We start from the raw sequence: 17,447 nt of genomic DNA, 5'->3' as shown, positions 1-17,447 counted from the left end.
GCGCCCCGCCTCTGGGGTCCTTCGGGGAGCGGGGAATAGGTTGACGGCGAAGCCGGAGACGACGTTGGGGGCAGACATGACAATGGCCAAGGGATCGAATGTCGCGGTGCCGGCTTCGGCGGTGCGGGTCGAATTGGGGTGGCGTTCGGGGCCCGGGGTGCCCGACGCCGACGCGTCGGCGCTCCTCCTCGTCTCCGGAAAGGTCCGCTCCGACGCGGACTTCGTGTTCTACAACCAGCCCACGCACTCCTCCGGAGCCGTGCGCCACGACGGCAAGGTCACCACGGACGGTGCCGTCACGGACACGCTCTTCGTCGACCTCGCGCGCGTGGAGCCGGTCATCGAGACCGTGGTCCTCGCGGCGTCGGCGGACGGCGGCGCGTTCGGTCAGGTGCCGGGCCTGTACATCCGGGTCGTGGACGCCGCCACCGGCACAGAACTCGCCCGCTACGACAGCACGGACGCGACCGTGGAGACGGCCTACGTCCTCGGGGAGCTGTACCGGCGGCAGGGCGCCTGGAAGTTCCGCGCGGTCGGCCAGGGCTACAGCAGCGGACTCGAGGGCCTCGCCACGGACTACGGGATCACGGTCGACGAACCCCAGCACGCGGCACCGGCCGCCGCCCCGCAGCCCGTCACGCCGCGCGCCCCGCAGCCCGTCATGCCGCCCCCACCGCCCGCGGCGCCGCCCACGGCTCCGGCCGCGGCGCCGGTGCAGCTGACCAAGGTCACGCTCACCAAGTCCGCCCCCACCGTCTCGCTGACCAAGCAGGGCGGCACCTCGGGCGCGATGCGGGTCAACCTCAACTGGGAGGTGCGCAAGCAGTTCAGCGGCTGGGGGAGCAAGCGGGGCCGGGCCACCGCCATGCACCGCGACCTCGATCTCGACCTGTGCGCGCTCTACGAACTGGCCGACGGACGCAAGGGCGTCGTACAGGCCCTCGGGAACGCCTTCGGGGCGCTGCACCAGCCCCCGTACATCCACCTGGACGGCGACGACCGCAGCGGCAGCCTCGCCACCGGTGAGAACCTGACGATCAATCTCGACCACAAGGACGCCCTGCGCCGGGTCCTCATCTTCGTGACGATCTACGAAGGCGCCCGCAGCTTCGCCGACCTGCACGCGACGGTCACCCTGACACCGCTGAACGGCGCACCGATCGACTTCTCCCTGGACGAGTGCACGGTGCCGTCCACGGTGTGCGCGCTCGCCCTCATCACCAACACCGGCGGCGATCTGACCGTGCAGCGCGAAGCCCGCTATCTGGTGCCCGACCGGGGCGTCAGCCCGCAGCGGACCGTGGACCACGCCTACGGGTGGGGCATGAACTGGACGCCCGGCCGCAAGTAGCGCGCGGGAGCGGCGAGTTCACTGCTGCTCGGGCGCGGCGTCGGGACGGGCGTACGTACGCCCCTTCCAGGCCGCGCCCCGCCCCCGGTAGTGCTGCACCGCGGAATCCACCGTCATCAGCAGGTAGAGGAACGCGGTGAACGGCAGCAGGGGAGCCAGCCACAGCGTCTGCCGGTAGTACCGCAGCATGGGGACGTACGTCGCCGTCATCACGGCCCAGGCGGCCGCGCCCAGCAGCGCGGTCGGCGTGCTGCCCGTGACGAGACCCGCGCACAGTGCGAGGGGCGGCACCAGATAGACCAGGGCGAGCCCGAGCACCGTGCCGAGCAGCACCAGCGGATTGTGCCGCAACTGCGCGTACGCGCTGCGCGACACCATGCGCCACAGGTCCGCGAGGCGCGGATAGGGCCGCACGCTGTCCACGTGCTCCGCGAGGCCCAGCCAGACGTGCCCGCCCGAGCCCTTCACCGCCCGCGCGAGCGACACGTCGTCGATGACCGCCTGCCGGATGGCGTCCGGGATCCGGGCCCGCTCGGCCGCCGCCGTCCGCAGCAGGACGCAGCCGCCCGCCGCCGCGGCCGTGCGCGAGCCCTTCTTCGCGATCCGCCGGAACGGATAGAGCTGCGCGAAGAAGTACACGAACGCCGGCACGACGAGCCGCTCCCACATGCTCGCCACCCGCAGCCGGGCCATCTGCGACACCAGGTCGAAGCCGCCCGTGCGGGCCGCCGCCACCAACTCCCGCAGACTGTCCGGCTCATGGGCGATGTCCGCGTCGGTGAGCAGCAGGAACTCAGGGTCACGCGCGCGTGCCAGCGTGATGCCGTGCCGCACCGCCCACAGCTTCCCGGTCCAGCCCGCCGGCGGCTCGCCCGGTGAGTCGACCGTCAGCGGCAGCCCGCCAAGCCGCTCGGACAGGGCGCGCGCCACCTCACCCGTACCGTCCGAACTGCCGTCGTCCACCAGGAAGATCTCGGCCCGCCCCGGATAGTCCTGCGCGAGCAGCGAGGGCAGGCTGTCCGGCAGCACGGCCGCCTCGTCGCGGGCGGGCACCACGACGCACACGTCGGGCCAGACGTCGGGCTCCGCGCGCGGCGGCAGCCGCAGGTCCGTGCGCCAGAAGAACCCCTGGCAGAGCAGCAGCCACAGCCAAGCGGCGAGCGAGGCCGCGGTGATCCACGCAACGACGTCCATCCGCCGCAGTCTGCCCCACGGACGCCGTCCTGTCGGACCCATCGTCTATGGTTTCCGGGTGAAGATCGCGCTGATGGACTCGGGAATCGGACTGCTCGCGGCCGCTGCCGCGGTGAGGACCCTGCGGCCCGACGCCGACCTCGTGCTCTCCTCCGACCCCGACGGCATGCCCTGGGGCCCGCGCACCCCCGAGGACGTCGCGCAGCGCGCGCTGGCCGTCTGCGAGGCCGCCGCCGCGCACGGCCCCGACGCCCTGATCATCGCGTGCAACACCGCGTCCGTGCACGCCCTGCCCGCGGTGCGGGCGCGGCTGGAGCCGGCCGTTCCCGTCATCGGCACCGTCCCCGCGATCAAGCCCGCCGCGTCGGGCGGCGGCCCCATCGCGATCTGGGCCACGCCCGCCACCACCGGCAGTCCGTACCAGCGGACGCTGATCCGTGACTTCGCGGACGGCGTCGAGGTCACCGAGGTGCCCTGCCCCGGCCTGGCCGACGCGGTGCAGTGGGCCGACGAGGAGGGCATCGACCGGGCCATTGCCGCCGCGGCCGCCCTCACCCCGCGTGACGTGCGGGCCGTCGTGCTGGGCTGCACCCACTACGAGCTGGTCGCGGAGCGTATCCGCGCCGCGGTGCAGCAGCCGGGCGCCGAGCCCCTCGTGCTGCACGGCAGCGCGGGCGCCGTCGCCGCGCAGGCGCTGCGCCGGATCGGGGAGCGCCCCGTGGCGGACGCGGCCGGGAGCGGCAGCCTGACCGTGATCCTCAGCGGCCGGGAGGAATCGCTTCCGCAGGCCGCCCTCACGTACGCCGAAGGCCGTGGGCTGGGAGCCGTCAGTCACGCCGGGTGATCATCGGCACCGTCCGGAGCAGTCACGCTCCGCAAGCCGGTGCCTTCGCCCCGGAACCTGAGTACGCTCGTGTGCATGAAGGAACACGCCGCCGACGAGCACCCCGGGCGACGCACTTCCGCCCACGGGACCGACATCTGGACCGGCCGCGCACACAATCGTGTGCAGTGGCTCCTCGCCCTGGGCGGCTTCGCCTGCCTCGCCCTCGGCATCGAGCTGGCCGTGGACAATTCGTGGGCCACGGGCATCGCGGCGCTGGCCATGTCCGTGGTCGGCCTCATCGCCGTCGGCCTGCTGGTCCTCTTCGGCACCCTCGCGTTCCTGCACGTCGCCGTGAAGGTCGACAAGGACCACCTCGAGGTGCGCTGCGGGCACGTCGGACTGCCGCGCCGCCGCATCCCGCTGTCCCATGTGGTCGACGCCGACTTCGCGCCGCGGGTCACGCCCCGGCAGTGGGGCGGCTGGGGCTACCGGTGGCGTCCGGAGATCGGCACGGCCGTCGTCGTGCGGCGCGGTGAGGGCGTGGTGCTCAGTCTCGGGGACGGCCGCAAGTTCACGGTGACCGTCGACGACGCGGAGAGCGCGGTGCGGCACATCCGCGACCGCCTCAAGCCGACCGCCCCGGGACCGGTCGTCTGACAACAGGCCCTGGGCCATCAGTCGCGGCCGCCCCTGAGCACGGGGGCGGCCGCTTCGTCGTGCGGCGGGTCCTCGGCGAACGGTTCGGCGGTCGCGATGCCCGCGAGCAGGCCCACGCCCGCGGTCACCGTGGTGAAGCTGAGCGCGTTGCCGACCGTCGCCATCGCCGCCACCGCCGTCAGGGCCGCTCCGGCGGCGAGGACCACCTGCGTCGAGCGGGCCGAGCGCCACAGCACGTACAGCAGCCAGCAGTACGCGGCCGCCAGCAGCAGTACTCCGATGACGCCCTGCTCGGCGGCCACCTGGAAGACGGCGGAGTGCGGCTTGCCGTCGGGTGGTCGGGGCTGGCCGAGGGCGAGGGCGCGCTCCTCGAACCGTCCGGGACCCGTGCCGAGCCCGGGATGGGTCTCGGCCAGCTGCAGCGCGTCGCGCCACAGCAGGACCCGGTGCCGGGAGAGCCGGCCCTCCAGGGACGCCCTGAGCCCGGCCGGCAGGGCGTCCTTGGCGAGGGCGACCCCGAGCCCGGCCACCAGCGCCGTCGCGAAGCCGAGCGCGGCGAGGCCGATCGCCCTGCGGCGCAGCCGGGCCACGCCGAGCGAGCACAGCACGACGCCCGCGCACGCCGCGATGCCGGCCACCGAGTCGAGCACGGCGGCGACGGCCACCGTCGCGGCCGCGGGCAGGTGCAGGGCGATCCGCCTGGTCCGCCCCCGGGCCGACCAGGCGGCGCAGCACAGGGCGCCCGCGGACAGGGCGAGCAGCGCGGCCGTCGCACCGGCCCGGCCGATCGGGGTCACGGTGTCGGGGGCGGGGACGGCCTGGGGCACGGCGATCGCGAGGCACAGTCCGCCCAGTCCGGCGGCGAAGGACGCGGCGACGGGCACCAGCGCGCCGCCGATCCGGCCGCACGCGTAGCCCGCGGCGACGGCGAGCACGGCGAGGAGCATGCCTTCGGGGCGGCCGGCCCGTGCGGTCGCGGTGATCAGGGCCCAGGCCGCGCAGCCGCCCAGCACGGCGATGCCGATCGCGTCGGCGATGCCACGGCGCCGCCGGACGCCACCGGCGCCCGCGGACCACCCCGTCGTTCCCACCCCGTCGCCCCCCGACCTTGACGGGCCCCGCGCGCCGTGGCCGGATCCGGCCCTACGTCGGGGACTCGGGCACACCGTAACGGCTGGTGCGGCGGTTTGGGCGGGAGTTGCGCAGGAACCTTTCCCCGGCTGGAAGTCCGGGGCGGGGCGGGCCCGTCCCCTCACATGTTCTCGGCGCCCGCCCTGATCGCCTCCCGGATGCGGAAGTAGGTGCCGCAGCGGCAGATGTTGCGGATGCCGTCCAGGTCCTCGTCGGTGACCTGACGGCCCTCCTCCTTCACCCGGCGGACCAGGGCGACGGCGGCCATGATCTGGCCGGGCTGGCAGTAGCCGCACTGGGCGACGTCCTGTTCCAGCCAGGCCCGCTGCATCGGGTGCAGCTCCTCGCCGACCGTGCCGGGCAGGCCCTCGATGGTGGTGACCTCGTCGGTCGCCCGCAGGTCCTTGACGGGGATGGAACAGGGGTTGGCCGCCTTGCCGTTGACGTGGCTCGTGCAGGCCTTGCAGACGTTGATGCCGCAGCCGTACTTGGGTCCCGTGACGCCGAGGATGTCGCGCAGGACCCACAGGAGGCGCTCGTCGTCCGCCGCGTCGACGGTGACCTGTTCGCCGTTGAGGCGGAAAGTGTGCTCAGGCACGAGGGCTCCTAGGGGTCATCGGACGTGGTCCAGGCCGTCGGTGGGGGAGGCGGGGACGGGCGGGACGGTGGGCTTCGGGGTGAAGGAGAGCGTGCCGTGGTTGATGGGGAAGCTGGTCGGCATGGTGCCGGTGGCGCGGCCGTAGGCGCAGGCCACCGCGGCCATCGACGCGGCGACGCCCAGTTCGCCGGCGCCGCCGGGCTCCCCGGTCGTCGTCGGCATGACGATGATCTCCAGCTCGGGCGGGGTGTTCCACTGCCGCGTGTAGAAGTAGTTGTCCCAGCTGGCCTCCAGGAAGTGGCCGTCGCGCAGATGGAGGCTGGAGGTGAGCGTCTGGGCGATGCCGTCCATCAGGCAGCCCATCATCTGGGCCTCCAGGCCCCGCGGATTGACGGCCAGACCGACGTCCACCGCACACACCGCCTTGGTGACGCGCGGTCCGGCGACGCCGTCCCGGACCGGCCGGTTCACCGTCTCGGGGCGGCAGTCGATCTCCACCAGGACGGCGCTGACCGAGTGGTACTCGGAGTGGAAGGCGATGCCCTGCGCGGTGCCCTCCGGCATCGCCCTGCCCCATCGGCCCACCTCGGCGACCTTGTCGAGGACGGCCTTGGCGCGGTCGCCGCGCAGCGCGTCCCGCCGGAACCGCAGCGGGTCCTTGCCCGTCTTCGCGGCCAGCCGGTCGACGATCAGCTCGCGCGCGCAGGTGACGTCGGGGGAGTAGACGTTGCGCATGCTGCCGGTGTTGAACCCCTTGTCCGTCTCGGACAGCTCCCGGCTGTAGAGGCCGAAGTCGTACGGCATCGACTGGGACAGCTGGAAGAAGGTCTCGGAGAAGCCGATGTCGCCCACGGGGAGCTGCGCCGCCAGCGAGGTGAGGATCTCGCCGAGCCCGTGGCCGAGGTCGGTGGCGACGCTCGTGTGCCGTTGCCGGTAGCTGAGCACCGAACCGCCCAGGTGGGTGGCGCGGACCCGGGAGGTGGCCATCGGGTGGACCCGGCCCTGGCGGGCGTCGTCCGCCCGGTGCCACATGAGCTTGACCGGCTTGCCCATCTTCTTCGACGTCTCGGCGGCCTCCCGCGCCGCGTCGAAGAACAGCTTGCGTCCGAAGGAGCCGCCGCTCTCGGTGACGTGCACGGTGACCGCGCCCTGCGGCAGTCCGAGCTCCGCGGCGATGGTCTGCCGGGCGACGATCGGTGACTTCAGGCCCGCCCAGATCTCCGCCCGGTCGGACCGGACGTCGGCGATGGCGCAGTTGGTCTCCAGCGCGCTGTTGCCGCGGAAGTGGAAGGTGAACGTCGCCTCCACCGACGGGGTCAACGGCGGCAGCCCGAGCGGGAGTTCGGCCTTGCGGAGCTCCTCGCGGACCGTCTCGTCGGACTTGCCCTCCGCGCTGCCGGGCCGCCAGGAGACCTGGAGGGCGCGCACCGCGTCGATGCACTGGCCGAACGTCTGCGCGCGCACGGCCACCCCGGTGGAGATCACCGCGACGTCGGTGACGCCGTGCAGGGCCCGCACCTCGTCGAGGTTCGTGACGGAGCCGACCTTGCCGTTGATGGTGGGCGGCCGGCACACCATGGTGGGCAGCGCGTCGGGGACGGCGAGGTCCATGGCGAACTTCTTGCGGCCGGTGACGGCGGCGAGCGCGTCGACCCGGTTCTGCGGCGTGCCGATGACCTTGAAGTCGGCGCGCTCCTTGAGCTCGACGGAGACCCGGCGGGCCTCGACGCTCGCGGCCTTCTCGGCGAGGTCGCCGATGCCGATGGTGCGGCCCACGAGGTCGGTGACGACACCGGCCTTGAGCGTGAGGTCGGTGACGAGGGCCCCGAGCTCGATCGCCGCGGCGTCCAGGAGCCGGCCCCGGGCGACGGCCGCGGCGACCCGGATCGGCGTGTACGTCGAGACGGTCGTGTTCGAGCCGCCGGTGAGCTGGTTGAACAGCAGCTCGGGGCGGGCGTCGGACAGCGTGACGCGGACCTTGTCGAGCGGGACGTCCAGTTCCTCGGCGATCAGCATCGCCGTGGACGTGGTGATGCCCTGTCCGACCTCGGCCCGGGGCAGGGAGAAGGAGACCGTGCCGTCCGGGTGGACCACGACCTTGATGAGGTTCGCCGTCGGCCGGGCGGCCAGCGTCATCACGTCGTTGAGGTCGACGAGTTCCGTGATCTCCGCGGAGGGGATCCCGTCCGCGGCGGCCGGTGCCGTCGTGCCGAGCTCGGCGGCGGTCGCCAGGGTCGGCGCGGCGAGCACGTAGCCGAGGAACCGGCGCCGGCCGATGCCCGGGGCACCGGCCGCGGGCCGGGGCGGGTGGTCCTGCGGCCGGCTCATCGACGCCACCTCCGGCACCGGGGGCGCCTCGCTCCGAGACCTCTCGGTCCTGTCATCTCCTGGCGGGACACGCGCGTCATCGTCCTTCCGCTCCTGGCCGTTCCTGGGGCCGTGATCGTTCGACTGTCGATGGTGGCCGCCCGAGTCCCCGGAGAGGACCGCGGGGGACGGACCTTCACATGACCTCCTCCGCGCCCCGGCCGGACCGCCGCCACCGGTGGGCCGCCGGCCGGCGCCACCGACATGTCGCCCTGACAGTGACGCGCCGTACACTCCCCGGGTGACCGCCACCGCACCTCCCGTCGCCCCGCCGGACGAGCCCGCCGCGCAGCCCGCTCGCCCCTCCCACCTGCGACGGCTCGTGCCGGTCGCCCTGGCGGCGATCGCCGGACTGGTGCTCTACGCGAGCTTCCCGCCGCGCGAGCTGCCGTGGCTGGCGCCGCTGTCCTTCGCGCTCTTCGGCCTCGCCGTGCACGGGCGCCGGCTGCGGGCGGGCTTCGGGCTCGGGCTCGTCTTCGGACTGGCGTACCTGGTGCCGCTGCTGTCGTGGACGGGCGTCGACGTGGGGCCGCTGCCCTGGCTCGCGCTCGCGGTCGCCGAGGCCCTGGTCCTCTCGCTGGCGGGGCTCGGCATCGCCTACGTGTCGCGGCTGCCGATGTGGCCGCTGTGGGCGAGCGGGGTGTGGATCGCGGACGAGGCGCTGCGGGCCCGTTTCCCGTTCGGCGGCTTCCCCTGGGGGAAGGTCGCGTTCGGCCAGCCCAGCGGCGTGTTCCTGCCGCTCGCCTCGCTCGGCGGCACCCCGCTCCTCGGCTTCGCGGTCGTGCTCTGCGGATTCGGTCTCGCCGCGCTCGTGCTGCGGGTCAGGGAGGTGCGGCGCTCTCCGGACGCCCGCCCGCTGCGGGACCGGGGCGTCGCCGCCGCGGCCGCCTTCGCCGTCGTTCCGGTGCTCGCCGGAGCCGTGGCGATGCCCCTCGTGGCGACGTCGGCCGAGGCGGGCACCGCGCGCGTGGCGCTCATCCAGGGCAACGTGCCGCGGATGGGCCTCGACTTCAACGCCCAGCGCCGCGCGGTCCTCGACCACCACGTGCGCGAGACGATGAAGCTCGCCGCGAAGATCAAGTCGGGTGAGGTGAAGCGGCCCGACCTCGTGCTCTGGCCGGAGAACTCCTCCGACATCGACCCGTACGTGAACCTGGACGCTTACCAGGAGATCCAGCAGGCCGCCGAGGCCGTGGGCGCGCCGATCTCGGTGGGTGCCGTCGTCACCGCCAAGGACGGCACGACACGCAACCGCCTCATCCTGTGGGACCCCAGGACCGGACCCGGCGCCACCTACGACAAGCGGCACCTGCAGCCGTTCGGCGAGTACATGCCGTACCGCAGCTTCTTCCGGATCTTCAGCAAGGACGTGGACCGGGCCGGCAGCTTCGTGCCCGGCAAGAAGGCCGTGGTCTTCGACATGAAGGGCACCCGGATCGGCAACGTCACCTGTTACGAGGCCGCCTTCGACGACGTCGTGCGCGACCAGGTCCAGGAAGGCGCGCAGATCCTGTCCGTGCCGAGCAACAACGCCACGTTCGAGCGCAGCCAGATGACCTACCAGCAGCTCGCCATGGACCGGGTGCGGGCGGTCGAGCACGGCCGGGCCGTCATGGTCCCGGTCACCAGCGGCGTCAGCGCCGTCATCCGGCCCGACGGCTCCGTCGCCCAGCACACGGGCATGTTCGAGGCCGACACGCTCCTCGCCGACGTCCCCCGGCGCACCTCACTGACGCTGGCCACGCGCGCGGGCGTGTGGCCCGAGGTGTTGCTGGTCGCCATCGGTGCGGGGGGTCTCGCGTGGGCCGTCGTGCGGTCCCGCCGCGGGCGGCGCGCACAGGTCTGACGGGCCGGGTGACGGGCCGGCGGGCGCCCGGCTGCGGTTAGGGTCGGGCGTATGACCACGCCTGACTACATCCGCGATATCCGGGCCACCGCGGGCCACCAGCTCCTCTATCTGCCGGGCGTCACCGCTGTCGTCTTCGACGACGAAGGGCGGGTGCTGCTCGGGCGCCGGGCGGACACCGGGAAGTGGGCCGTGCCCGCGGGGATCGCCGAGCCGGGCGAGCAGCCGGCGGACGTCGCGATCCGCGAGGTGTTCGAGGAGACCGGGATCGAGTGCGTCGCCGAGCGCGTCGTCCTCGTGCAGGCGTTCAGGAAGCCGGTCACGTACCCCAACGGTGACCAGTGCCAGTTCATGGACATCACCTTCCGCTGCCGCGCCACGGGCGGCGAGGCGCGGGTGAACGACGACGAGTCCCTCGAAGTGGCGTGGTTCCCGCTGGACGCGCTGCCCCCGCTCAGCGAGCACGGGACGCTGCGCATCAAGCAGGCACAGTCCGAGGGACCGACATGGTTCGAGACCATGACTGGGCAGTGAAGTATGGGTGCTGACCACATCGGGCGGTGCTGATCGGCTGCCTAGGGTGCGAAGCATGACCCCGCGCACCCCTCTCGCCGCATCCCCCGTCGCGCCGCTCGACCTCGGCGGACGCACCGCACTCGTCACCGGCGCCGCCAGCGGCATCGGCCGGGCCTGCGCCCTGCGGCTGGCTGCCGCGGGCGCCAAGGTGAGAGCGGTGGACCGGGACCCGGCCGGTCTGGACGCACTGGCCGACGCGGCGGACGGCATCGAGCCGTACGTCCTCGACCTGAGCGACCTCGACGCCGCCGAGGCGGCGGCGGCCGGCACCGACGTCCTCGTGAACAACGCGGGCCTGCAACTGGTCCGCCCCATCGAGGAGTTCCCGCCCGACGTCTTCCACACGGTGCTCACCGTGATGCTGGAGGCGCCGTTCCGGCTGATCAGGGGCGCGCTGCCGCACATGTACGGGCAGGGCTGGGGCCGGATCGTGAACGTGTCGTCGGTGCACGGACTGCGGGCGTCCGCGTTCAAGTCCGCGTACGTCGCCGCGAAGCACGGGCTCGAAGGGCTGTCCAAGACGGCCGCCCTGGAAGGGGCGCCGCACGGCGTCACGTCGAACTGCGTGAACCCCGGCTACGTGCGCACCCCTCTGGTCGAGCGGCAGGTCGCCGACCAGGCGGCGGCGCACGGCATTCCCGAGGACCGGGTGCTGACCGAGGTGATGCTGCTGGACAGCGCGGTCAAGCGGCTCATCGAACCGGACGAGGTCGCCGAGGCCGTGGCGTACCTGTGTGCGCCGCAGGCCTCGTTCATGACCGGCACGTCGCTCGTCCTCGACGGCGGCTGGACCGCGCACTGAATCATGGAGTCCGTCCGCATTCCTCCTGTTCGACGGCATTCATCGTGCTCGTCGATCCATGCGGTCACTCATGTGGGTGGCCGCATTTCGGTGATCCCTTGAGTTGTCCACAGGGCTGGCGGGGCCGGCCGTACGGCGGGTAATCCTGTTGAGCATGTCGCACCACCAACCGCACGCAGCCGCAGCCTCCGACCCGGCGACCACGGCCGACCCGGAGGCTCCGTTCCTGGAACTGCTCGCCAGGGGCGCCTCCGCCGACGCCTACGAACAGCCCGTGCTGCTCGCGCGCGCCGAGGGGGCGCAGCCCGCGCGGATCGCCGCGCTGGAGGCGGCGAAGCGGCTCGCGCTCGGGGTGCGGGAGGAGATGGAGGGCAGGCGCCGCCGCGAGGCCGAGCTGTCCGCGCTGTTCGAGACCGCGCACGACCTCGCGGGCCTGCGCGACCTCGACGCCGTGCTGCAGGCCATCGTGCAGCGGGCCAGATCGCTGCTCGGCACGGACGTCGCGTACCTGACGCTGAACGACCCGGCCAGGGGCGACACCTACATGCGGGTCACCGAGGGCTCCGTCGCCGCCCGCTTCCAGCAGCTGCGGCTCGGCATGGGCGAGGGGCTCGGCGGCCTCGTGGCCCAGACCGCCCGGCCGTACGTCACCGACAACTACTCCGACGACGTGCGCTTCCAGCACACCCGCACCATCGACGCGGGCGTCTACGACGAGGGGCTCGTGGCCATCCTCGGCGTCCCGCTCATGCTGGGACCGCAGGTGATCGGCGTGCTGTTCGCCGCAGACCGGCGGGCGCGGGTCTTCGCACGGGAGGAGATCGCGCTGCTCGGCTCGTTCGCGGCGCTCGCCGCGGCGGCCATCGACACCGCGAACCTGCTCACGGAGACCCGCGAGGCGCTCGGCGAGCTGGAGCGGGCCAACGAGATCATCAGGGACCGCAGCGGCGTCATCGAGCGCGCCTCCGACGTGCACGACCGGCTGGCCGAGCTGGTGCTGCGCGGCGGCGGTGTGCACGACGTGGCGGCGGCCGTCTCCCAGGTCCTGGACGGCAGCGTGGAGTTCGCGGACGCCGAGGCCGCGCCCGGCGAGGCGCTGGAGGCGTCCAGGGGCGAGGGCCACGCGGTGCGCCGCGGCGCGGACTGGGTCGCGGCCGTCGCCGCCGGCGGCGAGCTGCTCGGCGCCCTCGTGCTGCGCGGCCACCCGGGCCTCGACCCGGTCGACCAGCGCACCCTGGAGCGGGCCGCCATGGTCACCTCGCTGCTGCTGCTCGCCCGGCGCTCCGCGTCCGAGGCCGAGCAGCGGGTCAGGGGCGAGCTCCTCGACGACCTGCTGGACGCGCGCGACCGGGACCCGCGGCTGCTGCGCGAGAGGGCGGCCCGCCTGTACGCCGACCTGGACGCGACGCACGTCGTGCTCGCGGCCCGGCTGGAGTCGGCCGGGGCCGACGCGGAGCAGGAGGCGGCCGCGCGGCGCCGGCTGTGGTCCGCGGCCAACCACCTCGCGGCGACCCGGCACGGCCTGGCCGCCGCGCGGGACGGCGGCACCGTCCTGCTGCTGCCGCTGCGCGGCGACGGCACCGCGTCCGGGATCGCGGCGCACGTGGCCAAGCGGCTGTCCGCGGCGATCCGCGAGACGGTCACCGTCGGCGCCTCCGCGCCGGTGGACGACCTCGCGGGCCGGGCCGACACGGCGGCGACGGCCTACGCGGAGGCCCAGCGCTGTCTCGACGCGCTGCGCCTGCTGGGCAGGGCGGGGGAGGGCGCGGCGGCCGAGGACTTCGGTTTCCTGGGGCTGCTGCTCGCCGGGAGCCGGGACATCGCGGGCTTCGTCGACCGCACCATCGGCGATGTCGTCACCTACGACGAGCGCCGGGGCACCGATCTCGTGCGCACCCTCGACGCCTACTTCGCCTCCGGCACGAGTCCGGCCAGGACGAAGGACGCGCTGCACGTCCACGTGAACACGGTGGCGCAGCGCCTGGAGCGGATCGGGCGGCTGCTCGGCGCCGACTGGCAGTCGCCCGCTCGTTCGCTGGAGATCCAACTCGCCCTGCGGCTGCACCGGTTGGCGGGCGCGGACATACGGTGACCCCGTACGCCGGGGGCGTACGGGGTCGACACTGGCTGACCGGGGCTGACCGGGGCTGACCGGGGCTGACCGGACTGAGTGGGGCTGAGCGGGTCCGGTCGGTCAGACGCGGTGGGCGTCCGCGGTGCGGTCGACGGGCGCCGCACCGAGCCCGTCCTCGCCGTCCACGTCGGCGAGGTCCCGGTGACGGGTCTCCTTCGCCACGGCGACGGCGATCAGCGTGATCACCGCGGCCGCGATCACGTACAGCGAGATCCAGGTGGAGCCGCCGGACTCGGCGAGCAGCGCGGTCGCGATCAGCGGGGCGGGCGCACCCGCCGCGACCGAGGCGAACTGGGCGCCGATCGACGCGCCGGAGTAGCGCATCCGGGTCGCGAACATCTCGGAGAAGAAGGCGGCCTGCGGGGCGTACATGGCGCCGTGCAGCACGAGGCCGACGGTGACGGCGAGGATCAGGTTGCCGAAGCCCCCGGTGTCGATGAGCGCGAAGAACGGGAACATCCACAGGCCCACACCGGCCGCGCCGATCAGGTACACGGGACGCCGGCCGACCCGGTCGGACAGGGCGCCCCAGGCCGGGATGACGGCGAAGTGGACGGCGGACGCGATGAGGACGGCGTTGAGCGCGGTCTGCTTGGAGACGTCGGCCTGCTCCGTCGCGTACACGAGGATGAAGGCGGTGATGACGTAGTAGCTGATGTTCTCGGCCATGCGGGCGCCGATGGCGACGAGCACGTCACGCCAGTGGTGGCGCAACACGGCGACCAGCGGCATCTTCTCGACCACGTCGCCCTGGGCGGCCTTGCGCTGCTCGGACCGGGCCAGCGCGTCCTTGAACACGGGGGACTCGTCGACGGAGAGACGGATCCACAGGCCGACCATCACGAGCACCCCGGAGATGAGGAACGGGATGCGCCAGCCCCACGAGGTGAAGGCGGCGTCGGAGATCAGCGCGGTGAGCGCCGACAGCACGCCGGTGGCGAGCAGCTGTCCCGCGGGCGCGCCGGTCTGCGGCCAGGACGCCCAGAAGCCGCGGCGCTCGGCGTCGCCGTGCTCGGAGACCAGGAGCACCGCGCCGCCCCACTCGCCGCCGAGGGCGAAGCCCTGGACGAGGCGGAGCACCGTCAGCAGCACCGGAGCGGCCGTCCCGACCGTGGCGTGGGTGGGCAGCAGACCGATCGCGAACGTGGCACCGCCCATCATCAGCAGGCTGACCACCAGGAGCTTCTTGCGTCCGAGCCGGTCGCCGTAGTGCCCGAAGACCAGGGCGCCCAGCGGCCGGGCGGCGAATCCCACGGCGTAGGTCAGGAAGGAGAGCAGGGTGCCGACGAGCGGGTCGGAGTCGGGGAAGAAGAGCTTGTTGAAGACGAGCGCGGCGGCGGAGCCGTACAGGAAGAAGTCGTACCACTCGATCGTGGTGCCGATGAGGCTCGCCGCCACGATGCGCTTGAGATGCGCGGGCGTTGGCGGAGCGGTTGCTGCGGAGGCCATGTGCACCACTTCCTGATGAAGGGCTGGGGACGGTGGGTGTCGCCACAAGGTAGGAAGGCGCAGGTCAGTGGCACATGTGGTGGGGCACCATACTTTGGCGCGCGGCTGTGGTTGATCTGCACTGCTCGCAGGCCGCGGATCAGTCCGGCGATCTTGGGGGCGGGCCCCTTTCGAAGATGGGGCGGTCACGAGATATCTTGATGTCGAGCAATCTGAGAATGCCGACGACATGGAAGACGTGGAGCGGAGCCCCCGGTGACTGACTCGACCATTATTTACACGCACACTGACGAGGCCCCGGCCCTCGCGACGTATTCCTTCCTGCCGGTCATCGAGGCCTACGCGTCCACCGCCGGTGTGCGCGTGGAGACCCGTGACATCTCCCTGGCCGGCCGCATCATCGCCGTGTTCCCCGAGTACCTGGAGGAGGGCCAGCGCATCCCCGACGCCCTCGCGGAGCTCGGCGAGCTGGCCAAGACGCCGCAGGCCAACATCATCAAGCTGCCGAACGTCTCGGCGTCCATCCCGCAGCTGAAGGCGGCCGTCGCCGAGCTGCAGGAGCAGGGCTACGCGCTGCCCGCGTACCCGGACGAGCCGAAGACGGACGAGGAGCGCGAGATCCGCGCCCGCTACGACAAGATCAAGGGTTCCGCCGTGAACCCGGTCCTGCGTGAGGGCAACTCGGACCGCCGCGCCCCCGCCTCGGTGAAGAACTACGCCAAGGCCCACCCGCACCGCATGGGCGCCTGGACCCCCGAGTCCAGGACCAACGTCGCCACGATGGGCGTCAACGACTTCCGCTCGACCGAGAAGTCGGCCGTGCTCCCCGCCGCCGACCAGCTGCGCATCGAGCTCGTCGCCGACAACGGCACGACCACCGTGCTGCGCGAGTCCGTACCGGTCCTCGAGGGCGAGGTCGTCGACGCCGCCGTGCTGCGCGTCGCCGCCCTGCGCGAGTTCCTGACCGCCCAGGTCGCCCGCGCCAAGGAAGAGGGCGTCCTCTTCTCCGCGCACCTGAAGGCCACGATGATGAAGGTCTCCGACCCGATCATCTTCGGTCACGTCGTGCGCGCGTTCTTCCCGGAGACCTTCGCCCGCTTCGGCGCGGACCTGGCCGCCGCCGGCCTGACCCCGAACGACGGTCTGGGCGGCATCTACAAGGGCCTGGAGTCGCTGGCGAACGGTGCCGAGATCAAGGCGTCCTTCGAGGCCGAGCTCGCCGCGGGCCCGGACCTGGCCATGGTCGACTCCGACCGGGGCATCACCAACCTGCACGTGCCGTCCGACGTCATCATCGACGCCTCGATGCCGGCCATGATCCGCACGTCCGGCCACATGTGGGACAAGGCCGGCGCCGAGGCCGACACCCTCGCCGTCATCCCGGACTCCTCCTACGCGGGCGTCTACCAGGTCGTCATCGACGACTGCCGCGCCAACGGCGCCTACGACCCGTCGACCATGGGCTCCGTCCCGAACGTCGGCCTCATGGCGCAGAAGGCCGAGGAGTACGGCTCCCACGACAAGACCTTCGAGATCCCGGCGACCGGCACCGTCCGCCTGGTGAACCAGGCCGGCGACGTCGTCCTGGAGCAGACGGTCTCCGAGGGCGACATCTTCCGCGCCTGCCAGACCAAGGACGCCCCGATCAAGGACTGGGTCAAGCTCGCCGTCACGCGCGCCCGCGCCACCGGTGACCCGGCCGTGTTCTGGCTGGACGAGGGCCGCGCCCACGACGCCCAGCTGATCAAGAAGGTCGAGCAGTACCTGCCGGAGTTCGACACCGAGGGCCTGGACATCCGGATCCTCTCCCCGGAGGACGCCACCAAGCTCTCCGTCGAGCGCATCCGCCAGGGCCTGAACACCATCTCGGTCACCGGCAACGTGCTGCGCGACTACCTGACCGACCTCTTCCCGATCCTGGAGCTCGGCACCAGCGCCAAGATGCTGTCGGTCGTCCCGCTGATGAACGGCGGCGGCCTCTTCGAGACCGGCGCCGGCGGCTCCGCCCCGAAGCACGTCCAGCAGCTCGTCAAGGAGAACTACCTGCGCTGGGACTCCCTCGGTGAGTTCCTGGCCCTGGCCGTCTCCTTCGAGCACCTCGCCACCACCACGGACAACGCCCGTGCGAAGGTCCTCGGCGAGACCCTGGACCGCGCCACCGGCACGTTCCTCAACGAGGACAAGTCGCCGACCCGTCGCCTCGGCGGCATCGACAACCGCGGCAGCCACTTCTACGTCGCCCTGTACTGGGCCCAGGAGCTGGCCAAGCAGACCGACGACGCCGAGCTCGCCAAGGCCTTCGCCCCGCTCGCCGAGGTGCTCGCCGCGAACGAGCAGAAGATCGTCGACGAGCTGATCGCCGTCCAGGGCTCCCCGGCCGACATCGGCGGCTACTACCAGCCCGACCCGGCCAAGGCCGCCAAGGTCATGCGTCCGTCGCAGACGCTGAACGACGCCCTGGCGACCCTCGCCTGAGCCGTCCGACCGTCATCGCCCCGTCCGGTCCCGCACCGGGC

General features: G+C 72.8%; 13 protein-coding genes. 8 read left to right on the top strand and 5 right to left on the bottom strand.

What is annotated here, in order from left to right; all coding sequences use genetic code 11:
- Window positions 1–82 precede the first annotated feature (82 nt).
- Window positions 83–1,351 (top strand): TerD family protein, encoded by a 1,269-nt coding sequence (locus RBJ77_RS47220; RefSeq protein ID WP_372350685.1) that lies wholly within the window; start codon window positions 83–85, stop codon window positions 1,349–1,351.
- A gap of 18 nt (window positions 1,352–1,369) precedes the next feature.
- On the opposite strand, the gene RBJ77_RS47215 is transcribed toward RBJ77_RS47220, so the two are convergent.
- A complete protein-coding gene (locus tag RBJ77_RS47215; RefSeq protein WP_372350619.1) occupies window positions 1,370–2,545 on the bottom strand; it encodes a glycosyltransferase in 1,176 nt (391 codons plus the stop codon).
- Between the two features lie 58 nt (window positions 2,546–2,603).
- Between RBJ77_RS47215 and RBJ77_RS47210 the strand changes: the two genes are divergently transcribed.
- Together RBJ77_RS47210 and RBJ77_RS47205 are read left to right on the top strand one after the other, a co-directional pair.
- The gene (locus tag RBJ77_RS47210; protein ID WP_372350618.1) at window positions 2,604–3,389 is read left to right on the top strand and encodes a glutamate racemase; all 786 of its coding nucleotides are present in this window, start codon (window positions 2,604–2,606) and stop codon (window positions 3,387–3,389) included.
- Window positions 3,390–3,464: 75 nt separating this feature from the next.
- Window positions 3,465–4,028 carry a hypothetical protein gene (locus tag RBJ77_RS47205; protein ID WP_372350617.1) on the top strand — a complete coding sequence of 188 codons (564 nt, stop codon included), beginning with the start codon at window positions 3,465–3,467 and terminating at the stop codon, window positions 4,026–4,028.
- Between the two features lie 17 nt (window positions 4,029–4,045).
- Here the strand turns inward: RBJ77_RS47205 and RBJ77_RS47200 are convergent, their stop codons facing one another.
- The 3 genes from RBJ77_RS47200 to RBJ77_RS47190 form a co-directional block, all read right to left on the bottom strand.
- On the bottom strand, window positions 4,046–5,119 hold the full coding sequence (locus tag RBJ77_RS47200) for an O-antigen ligase family protein (protein ID WP_372350616.1): 1,074 nt from the start codon (window positions 5,117–5,119) through the stop codon (window positions 4,046–4,048).
- Window positions 5,120–5,280: 161 nt separating this feature from the next.
- Complete coding sequence (locus RBJ77_RS47195) at window positions 5,281–5,757, bottom strand: (2Fe-2S)-binding protein (protein WP_372350615.1); 477 nt, start codon at window positions 5,755–5,757, stop codon at window positions 5,281–5,283.
- Between the two features lie 15 nt (window positions 5,758–5,772).
- On the bottom strand, window positions 5,773–8,085 hold the full coding sequence (locus RBJ77_RS47190; protein WP_372350614.1) for a molybdopterin cofactor-binding domain-containing protein: 2,313 nt from the start codon (window positions 8,083–8,085) through the stop codon (window positions 5,773–5,775).
- A 280-nt stretch (window positions 8,086–8,365) separates the two neighbouring features.
- Between RBJ77_RS47190 and lnt the strand changes: the two genes are divergently transcribed.
- From lnt to RBJ77_RS47170, 4 genes are all read left to right on the top strand, one after another.
- Window positions 8,366–9,970 (top strand): apolipoprotein N-acyltransferase, encoded by a 1,605-nt coding sequence (lnt, locus tag RBJ77_RS47185; protein WP_372350613.1) that lies wholly within the window; start codon window positions 8,366–8,368, stop codon window positions 9,968–9,970.
- A 51-nt stretch (window positions 9,971–10,021) separates the two neighbouring features.
- Window positions 10,022–10,504: an NUDIX domain-containing protein gene (locus tag RBJ77_RS47180; protein ID WP_372350612.1), complete on the top strand. Its 483-nt coding sequence runs from the start codon at window positions 10,022–10,024 to the stop codon at window positions 10,502–10,504.
- Between the two features lie 55 nt (window positions 10,505–10,559).
- Window positions 10,560–11,348: a 3-hydroxybutyrate dehydrogenase gene (locus tag RBJ77_RS47175; protein WP_372350611.1), complete on the top strand. Its 789-nt coding sequence runs from the start codon at window positions 10,560–10,562 to the stop codon at window positions 11,346–11,348.
- Window positions 11,349–11,502: 154 nt separating this feature from the next.
- A complete protein-coding gene (locus tag RBJ77_RS47170; protein WP_372350610.1) occupies window positions 11,503–13,440 on the top strand; it encodes a helix-turn-helix domain-containing protein in 1,938 nt (645 codons plus the stop codon).
- Window positions 13,441–13,542: 102 nt separating this feature from the next.
- On the opposite strand, the gene RBJ77_RS47165 is transcribed toward RBJ77_RS47170, so the two are convergent.
- Complete coding sequence (locus tag RBJ77_RS47165) at window positions 13,543–14,931, bottom strand: MFS transporter (RefSeq protein ID WP_372350609.1); 1,389 nt, start codon at window positions 14,929–14,931, stop codon at window positions 13,543–13,545.
- 255 nt (window positions 14,932–15,186) lie between these two features.
- On the opposite strand from RBJ77_RS47165, the gene RBJ77_RS47160 reads away from it, so the two are divergent.
- On the top strand, window positions 15,187–17,406 hold the full coding sequence (locus RBJ77_RS47160; protein ID WP_372350608.1) for an NADP-dependent isocitrate dehydrogenase: 2,220 nt from the start codon (window positions 15,187–15,189) through the stop codon (window positions 17,404–17,406).
- The last annotated feature ends 41 nt before the right edge of the window (window positions 17,407–17,447 follow it).

It is taken from the genome of Streptomyces sp. KL116D (assembly GCF_030766975.1).
Lineage (GTDB): Bacteria > Actinomycetota > Actinomycetes > Streptomycetales > Streptomycetaceae > Streptomyces > Streptomyces longispororuber_A.
Note: the sequence above shows the minus strand (reverse complement) of the source record. Positions and strands in the feature narration are given on the sequence as shown.